The organism is Neorhizobium sp. T25_13, from assembly GCF_002968675.1.
GTDB classification, from domain to species: Bacteria; Pseudomonadota; Alphaproteobacteria; order Rhizobiales; family Rhizobiaceae; genus Neorhizobium; species Neorhizobium tomejilense.
In genome coordinates this window covers 36,712-51,806 of sequence record NZ_PVBI01000005.1, presented here as the reverse complement: position 1 = coordinate 51,806, position 15,095 = coordinate 36,712, and the positions used below count along the sequence as shown (strand labels likewise).

The 15,095-nt window shown below is 60.7% G+C and carries 13 protein-coding genes; 4 read left to right on the top strand and 9 right to left on the bottom strand.

Going from position 1 to position 15,095, the window contains the following annotated elements:
* Positions 1-125: 125 nt before the first annotated feature.
* Positions 126-1,535, top strand: a complete 1,410-nt coding sequence (locus tag C5J22_RS12955) for an aspartate aminotransferase family protein (protein ID WP_105438562.1) — start codon at positions 126-128, stop codon at positions 1,533-1,535.
* Positions 1,536-1,600: 65 nt separating this feature from the next.
* Here the strand turns inward: C5J22_RS12955 and C5J22_RS12950 are convergent, their stop codons facing one another.
* From C5J22_RS12950 to C5J22_RS12910, 9 genes are all read right to left on the bottom strand, one after another.
* Entirely contained in the window at positions 1,601-3,331 is a 1,731-nt protein-coding gene (locus tag C5J22_RS12950; RefSeq protein WP_105404051.1) for an ABC transporter substrate-binding protein, read from the bottom strand.
* Between the two features lie 75 nt (positions 3,332-3,406).
* Positions 3,407-3,688 (bottom strand): DUF2160 domain-containing protein, encoded by a 282-nt coding sequence (locus C5J22_RS12945; protein WP_046664796.1) that lies wholly within the window; start codon positions 3,686-3,688, stop codon positions 3,407-3,409.
* A 16-nt stretch (positions 3,689-3,704) separates the two neighbouring features.
* On the bottom strand, positions 3,705-4,532 hold the full coding sequence (locus tag C5J22_RS12940; RefSeq protein WP_046630625.1) for a carbohydrate ABC transporter permease: 828 nt from the start codon (positions 4,530-4,532) through the stop codon (positions 3,705-3,707).
* A 16-nt stretch (positions 4,533-4,548) separates the two neighbouring features.
* Positions 4,549-5,415, bottom strand: coding sequence for a carbohydrate ABC transporter permease (locus C5J22_RS12935; protein ID WP_046610946.1), 867 nt, complete (start codon positions 5,413-5,415; stop codon positions 4,549-4,551).
* A 3-nt stretch (positions 5,416-5,418) separates the two neighbouring features.
* Positions 5,419-6,489 carry an ABC transporter ATP-binding protein gene (locus tag C5J22_RS12930; RefSeq protein WP_105438561.1) on the bottom strand — a complete coding sequence of 357 codons (1,071 nt, stop codon included), beginning with the start codon at positions 6,487-6,489 and terminating at the stop codon, positions 5,419-5,421.
* Between the two features lie 11 nt (positions 6,490-6,500).
* Entirely contained in the window at positions 6,501-7,571 is a 1,071-nt protein-coding gene (locus C5J22_RS12925; protein ID WP_105438560.1) for an ABC transporter ATP-binding protein, read from the bottom strand.
* Positions 7,572-7,611: 40 nt separating this feature from the next.
* A complete protein-coding gene (gene glpD, locus C5J22_RS12920; RefSeq protein ID WP_105438559.1) occupies positions 7,612-9,126 on the bottom strand; it encodes a glycerol-3-phosphate dehydrogenase in 1,515 nt (504 codons plus the stop codon).
* Positions 9,127-9,227: 101 nt separating this feature from the next.
* Positions 9,228-10,010 (bottom strand): DeoR/GlpR family DNA-binding transcription regulator, encoded by a 783-nt coding sequence (locus C5J22_RS12915; RefSeq protein ID WP_105438558.1) that lies wholly within the window; start codon positions 10,008-10,010, stop codon positions 9,228-9,230.
* 105 nt (positions 10,011-10,115) lie between these two features.
* Complete coding sequence (locus tag C5J22_RS12910) at positions 10,116-10,994, bottom strand: aldo/keto reductase family oxidoreductase (RefSeq protein WP_105438557.1); 879 nt, start codon at positions 10,992-10,994, stop codon at positions 10,116-10,118.
* A 95-nt stretch (positions 10,995-11,089) separates the two neighbouring features.
* On the opposite strand from C5J22_RS12910, the gene C5J22_RS12905 reads away from it, so the two are divergent.
* The 3 genes from C5J22_RS12905 to C5J22_RS12895 all read left to right on the top strand — a co-directional run bounded on the left by C5J22_RS12905 (position 11,090) and on the right by C5J22_RS12895 (position 15,095).
* Positions 11,090-11,995: a LysR family transcriptional regulator gene (locus C5J22_RS12905; RefSeq protein ID WP_105438556.1), complete on the top strand. Its 906-nt coding sequence runs from the start codon at positions 11,090-11,092 to the stop codon at positions 11,993-11,995.
* Between the two features lie 136 nt (positions 11,996-12,131).
* Positions 12,132-12,707: a cysteine hydrolase family protein gene (locus C5J22_RS12900; RefSeq protein WP_105438555.1), complete on the top strand. Its 576-nt coding sequence runs from the start codon at positions 12,132-12,134 to the stop codon at positions 12,705-12,707.
* A gap of 264 nt (positions 12,708-12,971) precedes the next feature.
* Positions 12,972-15,095, top strand: coding sequence for an EAL domain-containing protein (locus C5J22_RS12895; RefSeq protein WP_105438554.1), 2,124 nt, complete (start codon positions 12,972-12,974; stop codon positions 15,093-15,095).

The following is a 15,095-nucleotide window of genomic DNA, read 5'->3' as shown; positions in this document are numbered from 1 at the left end:
CAGCCCAAAGGGCCATTTATCGCCCCATCAGTCGATGACGGGACTGCGAGGTTAGGGGAATTGCGCATCGTGTGGTAGCTTGGCGCAGATAGCTGCCCAGTCGCGACGACACGGAGGTAGGGTCCATGGCTGAGGGCATAGACGCACTTTTCGCGCAGGCGGCGCATCTGGCCGCCGGGTTCCGCCAGGCAGATCCTCAGCTCCACCGGCCGCAACTGCAATACCAGGAATGTCTGGCGACGCTCGTCGAAGATCTCCAGGAAGAGACGCTTGCGATGGAGGACGTCCTTCAACATCTCGTGGAAAAGGCCGAGCCGGGCCTCCACCGAATGACCGGCCCGCGTTTTTTCGGCTGGGTAATCGGCGGCTCGCATCCGATGGGCGTGGCGGCAGACTTCCTGACAAGCGCCTGGGGCCAGAATGCAGGCAATCACACCGCCTCTCCTGCCGCCGCGTCTTTCGAAAAGGTGGCAGCCACCTGGCTCCTGGACGTTCTGGGCCTGCCTGCTCAATGCTCCGTGGGTTTCGTCACGGGAGCGACGGTGGCTAATTTCAGCTGCCTGGCCGCCGCGAGAGGCGAGGTGCTTCGCCGGGCCGGCTGGGACGCCGATGCAGACGGGCTGTTCGGTGCACCGCCGATCACCGTTGTCGTTGGTGACGATGCCCACACCACCGTTTTCTCAGCCTTGCAGTTCCTGGGACTTGGGCATGATCGCGTCGTCAGGATAGCAACAGACAGGCAGGGGCGTATTCTTGCCCGGCATTTCGAAGAGGCGGTCAACAAGGCGGCTGGTCCAACGATCGCCATCCTTCAGGCGGGACAAATCAACACCGGAGCTTTCGATCCGTTCGCGGAACTTATCCCGGTCGCGAGGAGCAGGGATGCCTGGGTACATGTGGACGGCGCATTTGGTTTATGGGCCAAGGCTTCCCCGTCGACACGGCATCTTTGTCCTGGAGTGGAGTTGGCGGATAGCTGGGCCACCGACGGCCACAAGTGGCTTCAGACGCCCTATGACAGCGGCTATGCGATTGTAAGGGACGAGGTCGCTCACCGGCGGGCCATGACGATCGCTGCCAGTTACCTCCCCATCGCGGCGGAAGGGGAGCGGGACCCGTCACACTACGTGCCGGAGCTTTCGAGGCGAGCACGCGGCTTCGCGACCTGGGCAATGATGAAGCACCTCGGCCGCAACGGCATCGCCCGTCTCGTCGAAGGGTGCTGTTCCTCGGCGCGGATCATTGCCGAACATCTGTCGCGTGAACCGGGGATCGAGATCCTGAACGACGTCGACCTCAATCAGGTGATCTGCCGCTTCGGCTCGGATCTCTCGACCGCCGATGCCGACGAGGTGACGAGAAGAACCATTGCGCGGTTGCAGCGCGAGGGAACGATCTTCGTGGCCGGAGCCAGGTGGAGAGGGATGGATGTCATGCGGATTTCCGTAAGCAACTACCGGACTGACGCGAGCACGGCGAAGCTGGCCGCGGAGACGGTGTCGGCTGCGTTCCGGAAGGAACGGTTGGGCAGCTGATGAGCTGCGACGGAGACCTTGCAGTCGGTGGCCGCCGGGCGCGTTGAGCGCCCGGCGAACCGGCTTTACTTCTTGGTGTCAGCCCAGCTCTTTACGAGCTCGTCGTAGTTGACGGTGACGGGCTTTTCCTTCTCGTTGGCGACCTTGAGCTGGGGAGCGAGGTTGCCCTTGGCGACCGCCTCCTTGTTCCAGTATGCGAGGTCGTGTTCCTCGGCGAGCTTCGGACCCATATCACCCTGGACCTTGGCGCGTTCCAGGCGCTGCAGGACCTTTTCCTGCTCGGCGCAAAGCGAGTCCATGGCGGCCTGAGCCGTCTTGGCGCCCGAGGACGCATCGCCGATCGCCTGCCACCAGAGCTGCGCGAGCTTCGGGTAGTCGGGAACGTTCGTGCCGGTCGGCGACCACTGGACGCGGGCCGGTGAACGATAGAACTCGATCAGGCCGCCGAGCTTCGGCGCGCGGTCCGTGAAGCTCTTGTGCCGGATGGTGCTCTCGCGGATCAAGGTGAGGCCGACATGGCTCTTCTTGACGTCCACGGTCTTCGAGGTGACGAACTGGGCATAGAGCCAAGCCGCCTTGGCGCGGTTGGTGGGCGTGGACTTCATCAGCGTCCAGGAGCCGACGTCCTGATAGCCGAGCTTCATGCCGTCTTTCCAGTAGACCCCGTGCGGAGACGGAGCGAAACGCCATTTCGGCGTACCGTCCTGGTTCATGACAGGCAGGCCTGCCTTCACCATGTCGGCGGTGAAAGCCGTGTACATGAACATCTGCTGGGCGATTTCGCCCTGGGCCGGCACGGGTCCGGACTCCGAGAAGGTCATGCCCTGGGCGGCGGCCGGCGCATAGGCCTTCATCCAGTCGAGATATTTCTGGATGGAGTAGACGGCCGCCGGGCCGTTGGTATCGCCGCCGCGTGCGACGCAGGAGCCGACCGGCTGCGACTTTTCGTTGACCTTGATGCCCCATTCGTCGACAGGCAGGCCGTTCGGAAGGCCCTTGTCGCCGTTGCCGGCCATGGAGAGCCAAGCGTCGGTGAAGCGCCAGCCGAGCGACGGGTCCTTCTTGCCGTAGTCCATGTGACCATAGACCTTCTTGCCGCCCACGTCGCGGCCGGTGAAGAACTCGGCAATATCCTCATAGGCCGACCAGTTGACCGGCACGCCGAGCTCATAGCCATACTTGGCCTTGAAGTCGGCCTTGTTCTTGGCGTCGTTGAACCAGTCGTAGCGGAACCAGTAGAGGTTGGCGAACTGCTGGTCCGGCAGCTGGTAGAGCTTCTTGTCCGGTGCAGTCGTGAACTTGAGGCCGATGAAATCCTGAAGATCGAGGCCGGGGTTGGTGACGTCCTTGCCTTCACCCGCCATCCAGTCGGTGAGCGAGCGGGCCTGCTGGTAACGCCAATGCGTGCCGATCAGGTCGGAATCGTTGACGTAACCGTCATAGATGTTCTCGCCGGATTGCATCTGGGTCTGCAGTTTTTCAACCACGTCGCCTTCGCCGATCAGGTCATGGGTGACCTTGATGCCGGTGATTGCGGTGAAGGCCGGAGCCAGCACCTTCGATTCGTATTCATGCGTGGTGATTGTTTCGGAGACGACCTTGATGTCCAGGCCGGCAAGCGGTTTTGCCGCATCGACGAACCATTGCATCTCCTTTTCCTGTTCGGCACGGGAAAGCGTCGAGAGTTCGCCGACTTCCTTGTCGAGGAACTGCTTTGCCTCCTCGGTGCCGGCATAGGCGGAACCGGTCAGAGCCAGCAGCACCGCTGCCGTCGTTGTCATAAGATGCCGTCGCATTTTATCCTCCCAGAGTTTTGCGATTGCAATTTCGTACCGAGTGGCGGTTCTCCCGCCACTTTTTCAGCTTGCCTTTCAGACGAAGCGGAAGACGCCGATTGCGTAGACCACTGCCAGGGCAAGAGCCCACCACAGGTTGGGACCGATAAGCCCCAACCATGCGAGATGAATGAATGCCGCGCCGAGCAGCGAGATGAAGAGCCGGTCTCCGCGCGTCGTTTCGAAGCGCAGGATGCCGACCCTCGGCGCCCCGCCGGGCGCGAAATATTCCCAGACGCTCATGCCGATGAGCAGGGCGAGGATCGTCAGAAAGAACAGGGCCGTCGGCAGTGTCCAGGCCATCCATGAAAAGCTCATGCGTGGTTCCTCCTTGTCAGACCCGGCCGAGGGCAAAGCCCTTGGCGATGTAGTTTCGAACGAAATAGATGACGAGTGCGCCGGGAACGATGGTCAGCACGCCGGCGGCTGCCAGCACGCCCCAGTCCATGCCCGACGCCGAAACGGTGCGCGTCATGATGGCGGAAATGGGCTTGGCGGCCGTGGTTGTCAGCGTCCGGGCAAGCAGCAGTTCCACCCAGGAAAACATGAAGCAGAAGAAGGCCGCGACACCGATGCCGGAGGCAATCAGCGGCATGAAGATCTTCACGAAGAACCGCGGGAAGGAATAGCCGTCGATATAGGCGGTCTCGTCGATTTCCTTCGGTACACCCGACATGAAGCCCTCCAGGATCCAGACAGCAAGCGGCACGTTGAACAGGCAATGGGCGAGGGCGACCGCGATATGCGTGTCGATGAGACCGAAGGCGGAATAGAGCTGGAAGAAGGGCAGGGCGAAAACGGCGGGCGGCGCCATGCGGTTGGTGAGCAGCCAGAAGAACAGATGTTTGTCGCCGAGGAACCGATAGCGCGAGAAGGCATAGGCAGCCGGCAATGCCGCCAGAACCGAGATCGTGGTGTTCAGCGCCACATAGATGATCGAATTGATATAGCCGTTGTACCAGGAAGGGTCCGTGAAGATGACCATGTAGTTCCTGAGCGTCGGGTTCTGCGGCCAGAGCGAGAAGGCTCCGGTGATCTCGGAATTCTCCTTGAAGCTCATGTTGACGAGCCAGTAGATCGGCAGAAGCAGGAAGATGATGTAGATCGTCGAGACCAGCCAGGAGAGGTTGCCTGCAGGCTTGTATTTGATTGTCCTTGCCATGGTTTTCCTCCCTCCTTCAATTGTCTGCATCGCTGCTGGTCATCACAGTGTAGAAGATCCATGACAGCAGCAGGATGATCAGGAAGTAGACGATCGACATGGCGGCGGCCGGACCGAGGTCGAACTGGCCGACCGCTGTCTTGACGAGATCGATCGACAGGAAGGTCGTGGAATTTCCAGGCCCCCCGCCGGTGACCACGAAAGGCTCCGTATAGATCATGAAACTATCCATGAAGCGCAGCAGGACGGCGATAAGCAGCACCCGCTTCATCTTCGGCAGCTGGATGTAGCGGAACACCGACCACCTTGATGCCCCATCGATTTTCGCCGCCTGATAATAGGCGTCCGGAATGGAAACGAGACCGGCATAGCACAACAGCACGACGAGGCTCGTCCAGTGCCAGACATCCATGACAACGACGGTGATCCAGGCGTCCAGAGGATCGCGCACATAGTTGTAGTCGATGCCGAGCGCCGCCAGCGTGTGGCCGAGCAGGCCGATATCGACCCGCCCGAAGACCTGCCAGATCGTGCCGACGACATTCCACGGGATAAGAAGCGGAAGGGCCATCAGCACCAGGCAGACCGGCACGCCGATGCCCTTCTTCGGCATGTTGAGCGCGATGAAGATGCCGAGCGGAATCTCGATCGCAAGGATGATGAAGGAGAAAAGCAGATTGCGCTGCAGGGCTTCCCAGAAGCGGGCCGAATGCAGGATATCGTCGAACCAGTCGGTGCCGGCCCAGAAGAAGGCGTTGTTGCCGAACGTATCCTGGACCGAATAGTTCACCACGGTCATCAGCGGAATGGCCGCCGAGAAAGCGACCAGCAGGAGCACGGGAAGCACCAGAAACCAGGCTTTGTTGTTCCACGTCTTTTCCATGGTTCAGGCCTCCCTGCCAACGCGCCACGAATTGGCATAGATATTCAGCGCAACGGGGTCGAAGGTGACGCGAGGCTCTGCCGGAACCTCCGTGTCCTCGGAAACGACGATCGCAATCGATTGCCCCCCAAGGCTTGCGCGAACGATCCTGCGCCGGCCGATGTCTTCGATGCGCGTCACCGTGACAGGCATGCCCTCCCGGCCGAGGCGGATGAATTCCGGCCGGATGCCCAGTTCGATCCTGCCACCCGCATCGAGCTTCGGCGCATAATCGAGGGCGATCGTCTCGGCTCCGAGCTTGATCGTACTCCAATGGATCTCGGCGGGTATCACGTTCATCCCGGGGGAGCCGATGAAATAACCGACGAATGTATGGCTGGGCCTCTCGAAGAGTTCGGCCGGCGTTCCGATCTGGACGATCTCCCCATCGTACATGACGACCACCTTGTCGGCGAAGGTGAGCGCCTCCGTCTGATCATGGGTCACATAGACCATGGTGAAGCCGAACTGCTTGTGGAAGCGCTTCAGCTGCGAGCGGAGCACCCATTTCATATGCGGATCGATGACCGTCAGGGGCTCATCGAAGAGGATCGCATTGACGTCATTGCGGACGAGACCTCTCCCGAGCGAGATCTTCTGCTTCTGATCGGCCGTGAGCCGTTGGGCCTTGCGGTTCGACCAGTCGGAGAGGTCGATGATCTCCAGCATCTCGCGGACGCGGCGATCGACATCCGGTTCCGCGATGCCTCTGTTGCGCAAGGGAAATGCCAGATTGTCGTAGACCGTCATCGTGTCGTAGATGACCGGAAACTGGAAAACCTGGGCAATGTTGCGTTCCTGCGTGGAAAGATTGGTGACGTCTTTTCCATCGAAGAGGATACGTCCATGGGACGGCTGCAGCAGGCCGGAAATGATGTTCAGCAACGTGGTCTTGCCGCAGCCGGAAGGGCCGAGCAAGGCATAGGCGCCGCCATCGGCCCATTCGTGGTCCACCTCACGCAGCGCATAGGCGGCGTCGGATTTCGGGTTGGGACCGTAGGCGTGGCGGATGTGATCGAGCGTGATGCGTGCCATGTTCGCCGTCCTCAAGCCGCCGCCGCGATGGCGCGGCCGTCTGTTCCAAAAGCCATCAGATGGCGGGTATCCAAGAAAAGCTCGATTTCGGTATCCGGATCGATGTCGTGGATGCCGGGTGCCAGCATGACCCAGCGCACACCGTTGTAGTGCATATGCACGAAGCTTTCGGAGCCGGTGATTTCCGAAATCTGCGTCTGGGCCTTCACCCTCGCAGCATTGCCGGTCTGTGCCGCGAGCCCCAGGTGATGGGGGTGGAAGGCGATGGTTACCGGGCCGTCCGGCACGCCGGACAGATGCGGCGGCACCGCGAGGCTGTCTGCTTGCTGGTATCGGAACGAGCCGCCGGACTTCACCACATCGATGAAGTTGAGCGGGGGATCGGCAAATGTCTTGGCCGTCACCAGGTCAGCCGGACGACGGTAGACCTCGATCGTCGGCCCGAATTGCGTGATCCGCCCTTCCGAGAGCGTTGCCGTATTGCCGCCAAGCAACAAGGCTTCGGATGGTTCGGTCGTCGCATAAACGAAGATGGCGCCGGATTGCGCGAAGATCTTCGGCAATTCCTCGCGCAGTTCCTCGCGAAGCTTGTAGTCGAGATTGGCGAGTGGCTCGTCCATCAGCACCAGGCTCGCATTCTTGACGAGTGCGCGGGCGAGCGCCGTACGCTGCTGCTGCCCTCCGGAAAGGTTGAGAGGCGTCCGATCGAGGTAGGGGGTCAATCTCAGTAAGTCCGCAGCACGGCGGACTTCCCGGTCGATGGTCTTTCCATCCTTGCCTGCAATCCGCATCGGCGAAGCGATGTTCTCGTAGACGGTCAGGGCCGGGTAGTTGATGAACTGCTGGTAGACCATCGCGACGTTGCGTTTTTGCACCGCGACGCCGGTGACATCGGCACCGTCGAAATACACGGAGCCGCTGGTGGGACGGTCAAGTCCAGCCATCAGCCGCATGATCGACGTCTTGCCCGAGAGCGTCGGGCCGAGCAATACGTTCAGCGAGCCGCGATCGAATGCAAGATTGGTCGGATGAATATGATACTCACCCCCCACCATCTTGGCGACGTTGCGCATTTCCAGCATTCGGGTTCCCGTGCCTCCTCACATCGGGAACACATGTCGCTTATCCGGCCATTTTTGCCGGTATAGCGGCCATGTACTCCTCCAGATATTGTCTTTCCGTCTCACTCAACCGCAGACCGTCCTTGGTTCTGCGCCACAACACGTCCTCCGCGCTCATGGCCCATTCACGGTCGACAAGATATTTCACTTCGGCCTCGTAGAGATCGCCGCCGAAATGGTGGCCGAGGTCCTGCATCCTGGTGGCGCCGTCGAGGATCATCGCTGCGCGGGTTCCGTACCGGCGCACCAGGCGCCGCGCATGCCGTTCTTCCAGAAACGGATAGCGGGCTTTCAGCTTTACCACTTCTTCCTCGTAACCCTGCGCAGGAAAATCGCCGCCGGGCAGATGGCTCTTCGCCGTCCAGGAATGGCCTTTTGCTCCGATCGCTTCGGCGATCTTCTCCAGCGCATGTTCCGAAAGACGGCGATAGGTAGTCAGCTTTCCGCCGAAGACGTTGAGCAGCGGTGCGCCCTGAGTGACGTCGACCTTCAGCACATAATCGCGCGTTGCTTCCTGCGCCTTTGAAGCGCCGTCGTCAAAAAGCGGGCGAACCGCCGAATAGGTCCAGACGATGTCTGCCGGTCGCACCGGCTCCCGAAAATACTCGCTCGCGGCATTGCAGAGATAAGTCGTCTCCTCTTCGGAGATTTTCACATCCTTCGGATTGCCGGAATAGTCCCGGTCGGTCGTGCCGATAAGCGTGAAGTCGTTCTCGTAGGGAATTGCGAAAATGATGCGATTGTCCCGGTTCTGAAAGAAATAGGCGCGGGATCCTTCGAATTTCCTCTTCACGACGATATGGCTGCCCTGGACAAGACGCACATGGCGGGCGTCATTGTTGCCGAGCGCCTCGCGGATCACCTGGTCCACCCAGGGGCCGGCGGCATTCACGAGCATGCGGGCCTGATAGGTCTCGGTCCTGCCGGTGCTGGCGCCGACGGTCTCGATCGTCCAGAGGCCGCCTTCCCGGCGGGCGGCAACCACCCGGGTACGCGGCAGGATCAAGGCGCCGCGATCGGCGGCATCCCGAGCGTTCAGGACGACCATCCGCGCGTCGTCGACCCAGCCGTCGGAATATTCGAATGCCTTGGTAAAAAGCGGCTTCAGAGGCTTTCCTGCCGGGTCGGTGCGCATGTCTAGCACCGCGGTCGGCGGGAGCAGTTTTCGGCCGCCGAGATGATCGTAGAGAAACAGGCCGAGGCGGATCAGCCATGCGGGGCGAACGCCTCCCTTGTGGTAGGGCAGGACGAAACGCATCGGCCAGATGATGTGCGGCGCCATGGCCCAGAGGGTTTCGCGCTCCATCAGCGATTCCCGCACGAGCCTGAATTCGTAATGCTCGAGATAACGCAGGCCGCCGTGGATGAGCTTGGTGGCACCGGAGGAGGTGCCCGAGGCAAAATCGTCCATCTCCGCGAGTGCGACCGAATAACCCCGTCCGGCCGCATCGCGTGCGATGCCGCAGCCGTTGATGCCGCCGCCGATCACGAAGATATCGTGGATTTTTTGACCCATTATTTCCCTCGCTGATCCGAAACGGCAGCAAGCCCCTAGGCATTGTGAACTTAAAATGGATTAAATCGAAAATATTCCGAATGTCAAACGAAACTGAAGGGCTAATGAACTTCAGCGTTCGTCCCCGAAGTCTCCACCAGCGCAACGCCGTTCTGCAGACAGATTTCCCGGATCGAAGGAGACGCGCAGTGGTCGGTAATAAAGGTCTGGACCTGGGAGATCTGGCCTATACGCACGGGGGCGGTGCGCTCGAATTTCGTCGAGTCGGCAACCAGGATCACGTGCCTGGCATTGGCGATGATCGCCTGGGCAACTTTCACTTCCCGAAAGTCATAGTCGAGAAGAGCCCCATCCGGGTCGATCGCCGAAACGCCGATGATCGCGTAGTCGACCTTGAACTGGCGGATGAAATCGACCGCGGCTTCACCCACGATGCCGCCGTCCGATTGACGAACGACGCCGCCGGCAATGACCACCTCGATTTCGTCGAGAAGTCGCAACCTGTTGGCTACATTAATATTATTGGTAATCACCATGAGCTCCCGGTGATTGACCAGTGCCTCGCTGACGGCTTCGGTGGTGGTGCCGATGTTGATGAGAAGCGAGGCGTTGTCCGGAATGAGGTTGGCAGCCGCGACGCCGATCGCCTGTTTTTCCGCGGCGGCGATCTGCCTGCGTGCGTCATACCGGACATTCTCGTTGCTGCGGGGAAGCGTGGCGCCGCCATGGATCCGCGTGAGAATTTGCTTGTCGCACAGATCATTCAGATCTTTGCGGATCGTTTGCGAGGTTACCGAGAACGTCGCCGCCAGGTCGTCGACGAGCACTCGCCCCGCCGACTTCGCAAGTTCGACAATCTTCGTCTGGCGGTCCGTGATGAACACCTCACCCCTCCGTTCGCTTTTCTTTCACTTTTAGCGAAAGCGCGCGTAAAGGCAAATGCCGTGCGTCGATTTTTCGACGCACGGTGGGGACCGAGCTGGGAGTGCTCAGGCGGAGCGGATGTCGGCGACACCCTCCAGCTCGGCCATCACGGCGTCCGACAGCTGCAGTTCCGCCGCGGCGAGGTTTTCACGCAGGTGGCCCACGGACGAGGTTCCCGGAATGAGGAGAATGTTCGGTGCGCGACGCAGCAGCCAGGCAAGTGCGACCTGCATCGGCGTTGCGCCGAGGCGCTGGGCGACGTCCGACAGGATCGACGATTGCAGCGGGCTGAAGCCGCCGAGCGGGAAGAATGGCACATAGGCGATGCCATCACGGGCGAGATCGTCGATCATGGCATCGTCTTGCCGGTGAGCGAGATTGTACTGGTTCTGCACGCAGACGATCTTAGCGATGCCCTGACCCTCGGCAACCTGTGCCGGCGTGACGTTGCTGAGCCCGATGTGGCGGACCAGGCCCCTGCGCTGAAGCTCCGCCAGAACCGTCAGGGGCTCTTCGATCGAGCCCTCGGCCGGGCCGTGGACATCGAACATGATACGCAGATTGACGACGTCCATGACGTCGAGACCGAGATTGCGCAGGTTGTCGTGGACGGCCTGTGTCAGCTGCTCGGCGGAGAACGCCGGGTTCCATGAACCGTCGGTCCCGCGCATGGCGCCGATCTTGGTCACGATCATCAGGTCGTCGGGGTACGGATGAAGCGCTTCGCGGATGATCTGGTTGGTTACGTGCGGACCGTAAAAGTCGCTGGTGTCGATGTGATTGACGCCAGCCTCGACCGCCTCGCGCAGGACTGCGATTGCCGCATCGCGGTCCTTCGGCGGGCCGAACACACCCTTGCCCGCAAGCTGCATGGCGCCGTAGCCGAGCCGTCTCACGTTGCGGTCGCCGAGAATAAATGTACCCGCTTGGTCTATGTTCGACATGGGATATCTCCTTTTCAAGATGACGTGGATATAGAACTTGAGAGACCGCACGAAAATTGGGTACAGTCGGCACAGGCTGTGCGGAATTTCGAACAATGAAGATCGATCTGGGTGATCTGAATGCCTTTGTGGCAGTGGCGCGCGCCGGCGGGTTCCGCGAGGGTGCGCGGACCACAGGCGGCAGCGCATCAGGATTGAGCGAGGCGGTACGGCGTGTCGAGGCGCAACTCGGGGTCAGGCTTCTCAATCGGACGACACGCAGCGTGGTGCCGACGGAAGCAGGCGCCGGCCTGCTGGCTCGGTTGACCCCAGCACTCACCGAGGTCGACGCGGCCCTCGACGTGGTCAACAGGTTTCGCGACAAACCTGCGGGCGTTCTCCGTCTCAATGTACCGGTCAGCGCCGCGCGGCTGGTGCTCCCGGCGATCATCCCGCGGTTCCTCGCAGCCTATCCCGACATACGGCTCGAAATCACCGCCGATGACAGCTTCGTCGACGTCCTGGCTGCGGGATGCGACGCCGGCATCCGCTATGACGAGCGGTTGGAGCAGGACATGATCGCGGTTCCGATCGGTCCGCGCCTGCAGCGCTTCGCCGCCGCGGCATCTCCCGCATACCTCGATCGCCACGGCCGCCCCGATCATCCGCGCGACCTGCTTGGCCATGCCTGCATTCGCGGGCGTTTCACAAGCGGCGCGATGATGCTCTGGGAATTCGAACGGGACGGCGAGGTGGTGCGGATCGATCCGACGGGGCCGCTGATCGTGCAGATAGGTGCGGCAACCGATCTTGCCGTCGATGCAGCGATTGCCGGCACCGGCATCATGTTGCTGTTCGAGGACTGGTTGCGGCCCCATCTCGACAACGGCTCGCTCGAACCCGTGCTTGAGCCATGGTGGCCGCAATTTTCCGGCCCATTTCTCTATTACCCCGGCCGGCGGCTCGTACCGGCGCCGCTGCGGGCCTTCATCGATTTCGTCAAGGCGTCCAACCAATCATGAGAGCGTGACGCCGCCCTTGTGTTCGACCGAGGGGCGTCCCTCATGTCGGATGTCCGTTAGCTGCAGCCCGCCTTCTGCCGGTCCCGGCTGGAACCACGTTCCCGATGGGGCGTTCAGGAGCAGCGCGGAGCATGACATGGCTGGCAACTGGATTCATCTTTGCATCGACATGCAGCGGATCTTCGCTGAAGACACTCCTTGGCACGTCCCCTGGATGCGCCAAGTATCGCCATCGATCGAGGAGATTTCCGGCCTCCACCCGGAGAAGACGATCTTTACGAGGTTCGTCACGCCGTCGCGGCCCGAAGCGATGGAGGGCATGTGGCGGGTGTATTATGAAAAGTGGCGGATGATGACGCGCGAGCATCTCGATCCAGGCCTTGTCGATCTGATCCCTTCCTTGAAAGCACTTGTCCCTCCGGCACGCATCTTCGACAAGATGACGTATTCTCCCTGGGTCAGCGGAGGGCTGCATGGAATGCTCTTGAAGGAGGGTATCGAAACCGTGGTCCTGACCGGCGGTGAGACCGACGTTTGCGTCCTCTCCACGGCGCTTGGCGCCATCGATCTCGGATACCATGTGATCGTGCTGAGGGATGCCGTCTGCAGCGGCGCGGATGACACACATGACGCGTCGCTCGAACTTTTGGGAGACCGCTTCTCGGTTCAGCTCCACCTCGCGACGACCGAAGAATTCCTGCGAGAACTCTAGAAAGCCCGCCCGCTCGGCGGAAGCACCAGCCTGCCCGATTTCCGAGCTAAAAGCCCGGTTTAACGCCGCGAAATAAAGCACTCCGCGCGGCCCTGCTCCATTTTGCTGCTCCGGGTTTGGAGGTCCCTGCCGACATATTAACGAGTCGTTGACTACGTGCTTTAGCGATTTTTAATATTCGCATATGCTAGTGGATGCGAGCAGCGCAATGCGGACATGACGTCTTCTGCAGCCTTGGGCAAAACAATAACGCAGGGATCCGCCATGCTCGCACGCCGACCGAAGGAGAGCCGTGAAGGCTACTCCGTTTTCATCGCCACCTCGCTGCTCCTTCTTGTTGCCATGATCCTGGGTGGGATAGGTGCTCACGTGGTCGATCGCATGCGCAGTTCCGCCAACGCGCTGGACGACAACAGAGCCATTCTGGCGGCAGAGGCGGCGGTCTCCTCGTTCAAGGAAAAACTTGCCGCGACCGTGCGGGACAATGCCGTCTGGGATGACGCCTACAAGGCGATAACCCAAGGGGATCGCGAGGGTTGGGTCTATGAGAATTGGGGCAAGACCAGCGAGGACTACGCGCTCTATGACGGGATAGTGCTGACCGCGCCAGCAGGCGGCAAGAGCATCGCCTATCTCAAGGCCGATATAATAGACCCGACCGAATATCTCGGCTCCAAGTTTACGGGGCAGACGGAAGCCGCCGCTCGGCCTGGCATAGACCCCATCGTCAATTTTTTCAGAAACGGCGATGATATCATTGCGGTGGCTTCGGAAGCGGTCCAGCCGTTCGGGTCGCAGGTACAGGATCAAACCTTCTATGTTCTCAGCTTCTTCAAGACCCTGACGTCTGAAGTCGTGGCCCAGATGGCCAAGGAACATCAGCTCCCGGAGCTCCACATAACTGACCGTCCGGCGGGCGATCTTCTGAATTCCCCGCTCATGGATGTGGATGGAATTGAAGTCGCGCGTTTGGCTTGGCCAAGTGCCGCTCCGGGAAACACGATTTTTGACGAGGCGCGCCCTTTTATCGCCGCGGCGGTCGCAATCCTCGGCGTTTATCTGGTTGGTGTCCTGTTTGCAGGCCTGTCAGAAACGCGGCGGTTGAAGAGCTTGGCGGATCGCGCTCAGCACGAAGCCACGCATGACAGCCTCAGCGGTCTCTTGAACAGGCTCGGCCTGATCGAAGGACTGGACCGGTTGATGCAGGCCGACAAGAGCCAGGTGCTGGTCTTGCACCTTATCGATCTCGACGGTTTCAAGGCAGTCAACGATGCCTGGGGGCATGCGATTGGAGATCAGCTGATCAGGCTGGTGGCGGAAGCCCTGCGCGACATCCATGGAGACATATTCGGTGTCGCCCGGTTGGGCGGTGATGAATTCGCTCTGGTTCAGCGCGGCTCCGCGAACCTCGCCGAATTTGACAATCAAGTTCTTGAACGTCTCAAAAAGCCGTTTCTCATCGAAGGCCGCACGATCGAAATTGGCGCAAGCATCGGCGTCGCCTGCCGTGACGACGCAGGGAATGCGCACGAACTTCTTCGCCGGGCGGATATGGCTCTTTATGAAGCGAAAGAAATGGGCAGGGGATGCGCCGTCACCTATCATCCGGATCTTGACCGCCAGCGCGAGAAGATCGCAGGTTTGGAAAGCGACCTTCGGCGCGCCCTCCAGAACGACGAGATCCAGCCGGTTTTCCAGCCGCTGGCTTCGGCGGCCTCGGGCGAGATCACGGGCGTGGAGGCTCTGGCAAGGTGGAGACGCGCCGAAGGAGCAATCGGCCCGGACGCGTTCATACCTCTGGCGGAGAAATGCGGATTGATCGACATCCTGGGCCTCCAAATGCTTCGGAAGTCCATCGTGGCGTCCCGGGCATGGTCTCCGCTCTCCCTGTCGGTCAATGTTTCTCCGATCCAGCTATGCAACCCCAATTTCGCCGGGGATGTGCTCGCTGTCTTGAAAGAGGAAGGTTTTGATCCTTTGCGGCTGACACTGGAGATCACCGAAGCGGTGTTGATGTCCAACCCTGAACAGGCGAGACGCTCCATCACCGCCCTGAAATTGGCAGGCATCCGTTTTGCTCTTGATGATTTTGGCGCCGGTTATGCCAGCATCGGCACGCTTCGTGAGTTCGGCTTCGACCGGATGAAGATCGACCGGTCTCTCGTTCAAGCCATAGATGACGGCAGCACCGGCCGGAACGTCCTGACGGCCACGATCTCCTTGGCCCAGGCCCTCGGGATTCCTGTCACGGCCGAAGGCATAGAATCCGCCGATCAAGCGGACGTCCTCCGAATTGCCGGTTGCGATCAGCTGCAAGGCTTTCTGGTGGGCAGACCCATGGGGCGAGACGAGCTTGCGTCCTGGTTAGCGTCATCGATCGCCGCCTGA

What these genes read in the sequence shown, in the direction of transcription:
- glpD (WP_105438559.1), bottom strand. Translation starts at nt 9,126, where the DNA reads ATGGGTCAAAAAATCCACGATATCTTCGTGATCGGCGGCGGCATCAAC.
- C5J22_RS12940 (WP_046630625.1), bottom strand. Translation starts at nt 4,532, where the DNA reads ATGGCAAGGACAATCAAATACAAGCCTGCAGGCAACCTCTCCTGGCTG.
- C5J22_RS12905 (WP_105438556.1), top strand. Translation starts at nt 11,090, where the DNA reads ATGAAGATCGATCTGGGTGATCTGAATGCCTTTGTGGCAGTGGCGCGC.
- C5J22_RS12910 (WP_105438557.1), bottom strand. Translation starts at nt 10,994, where the DNA reads ATGTCGAACATAGACCAAGCGGGTACATTTATTCTCGGCGACCGCAAC.
- C5J22_RS12955 (WP_105438562.1), top strand. Translation starts at nt 126, where the DNA reads ATGGCTGAGGGCATAGACGCACTTTTCGCGCAGGCGGCGCATCTGGCC.
- C5J22_RS12950 (WP_105404051.1), bottom strand. Translation starts at nt 3,331, where the DNA reads ATGCGACGGCATCTTATGACAACGACGGCAGCGGTGCTGCTGGCTCTG.
- C5J22_RS12930 (WP_105438561.1), bottom strand. Translation starts at nt 6,489, where the DNA reads ATGGCACGCATCACGCTCGATCACATCCGCCACGCCTACGGTCCCAAC.
- C5J22_RS12895 (WP_105438554.1), top strand. Translation starts at nt 12,972, where the DNA reads ATGCTCGCACGCCGACCGAAGGAGAGCCGTGAAGGCTACTCCGTTTTC.
- C5J22_RS12925 (WP_105438560.1), bottom strand. Translation starts at nt 7,571, where the DNA reads ATGCTGGAAATGCGCAACGTCGCCAAGATGGTGGGGGGTGAGTATCAT.
- C5J22_RS12900 (WP_105438555.1), top strand. Translation starts at nt 12,132, where the DNA reads ATGGCTGGCAACTGGATTCATCTTTGCATCGACATGCAGCGGATCTTC.
- C5J22_RS12945 (WP_046664796.1), bottom strand. Translation starts at nt 3,688, where the DNA reads ATGAGCTTTTCATGGATGGCCTGGACACTGCCGACGGCCCTGTTCTTT.
- C5J22_RS12935 (WP_046610946.1), bottom strand. Translation starts at nt 5,415, where the DNA reads ATGGAAAAGACGTGGAACAACAAAGCCTGGTTTCTGGTGCTTCCCGTG.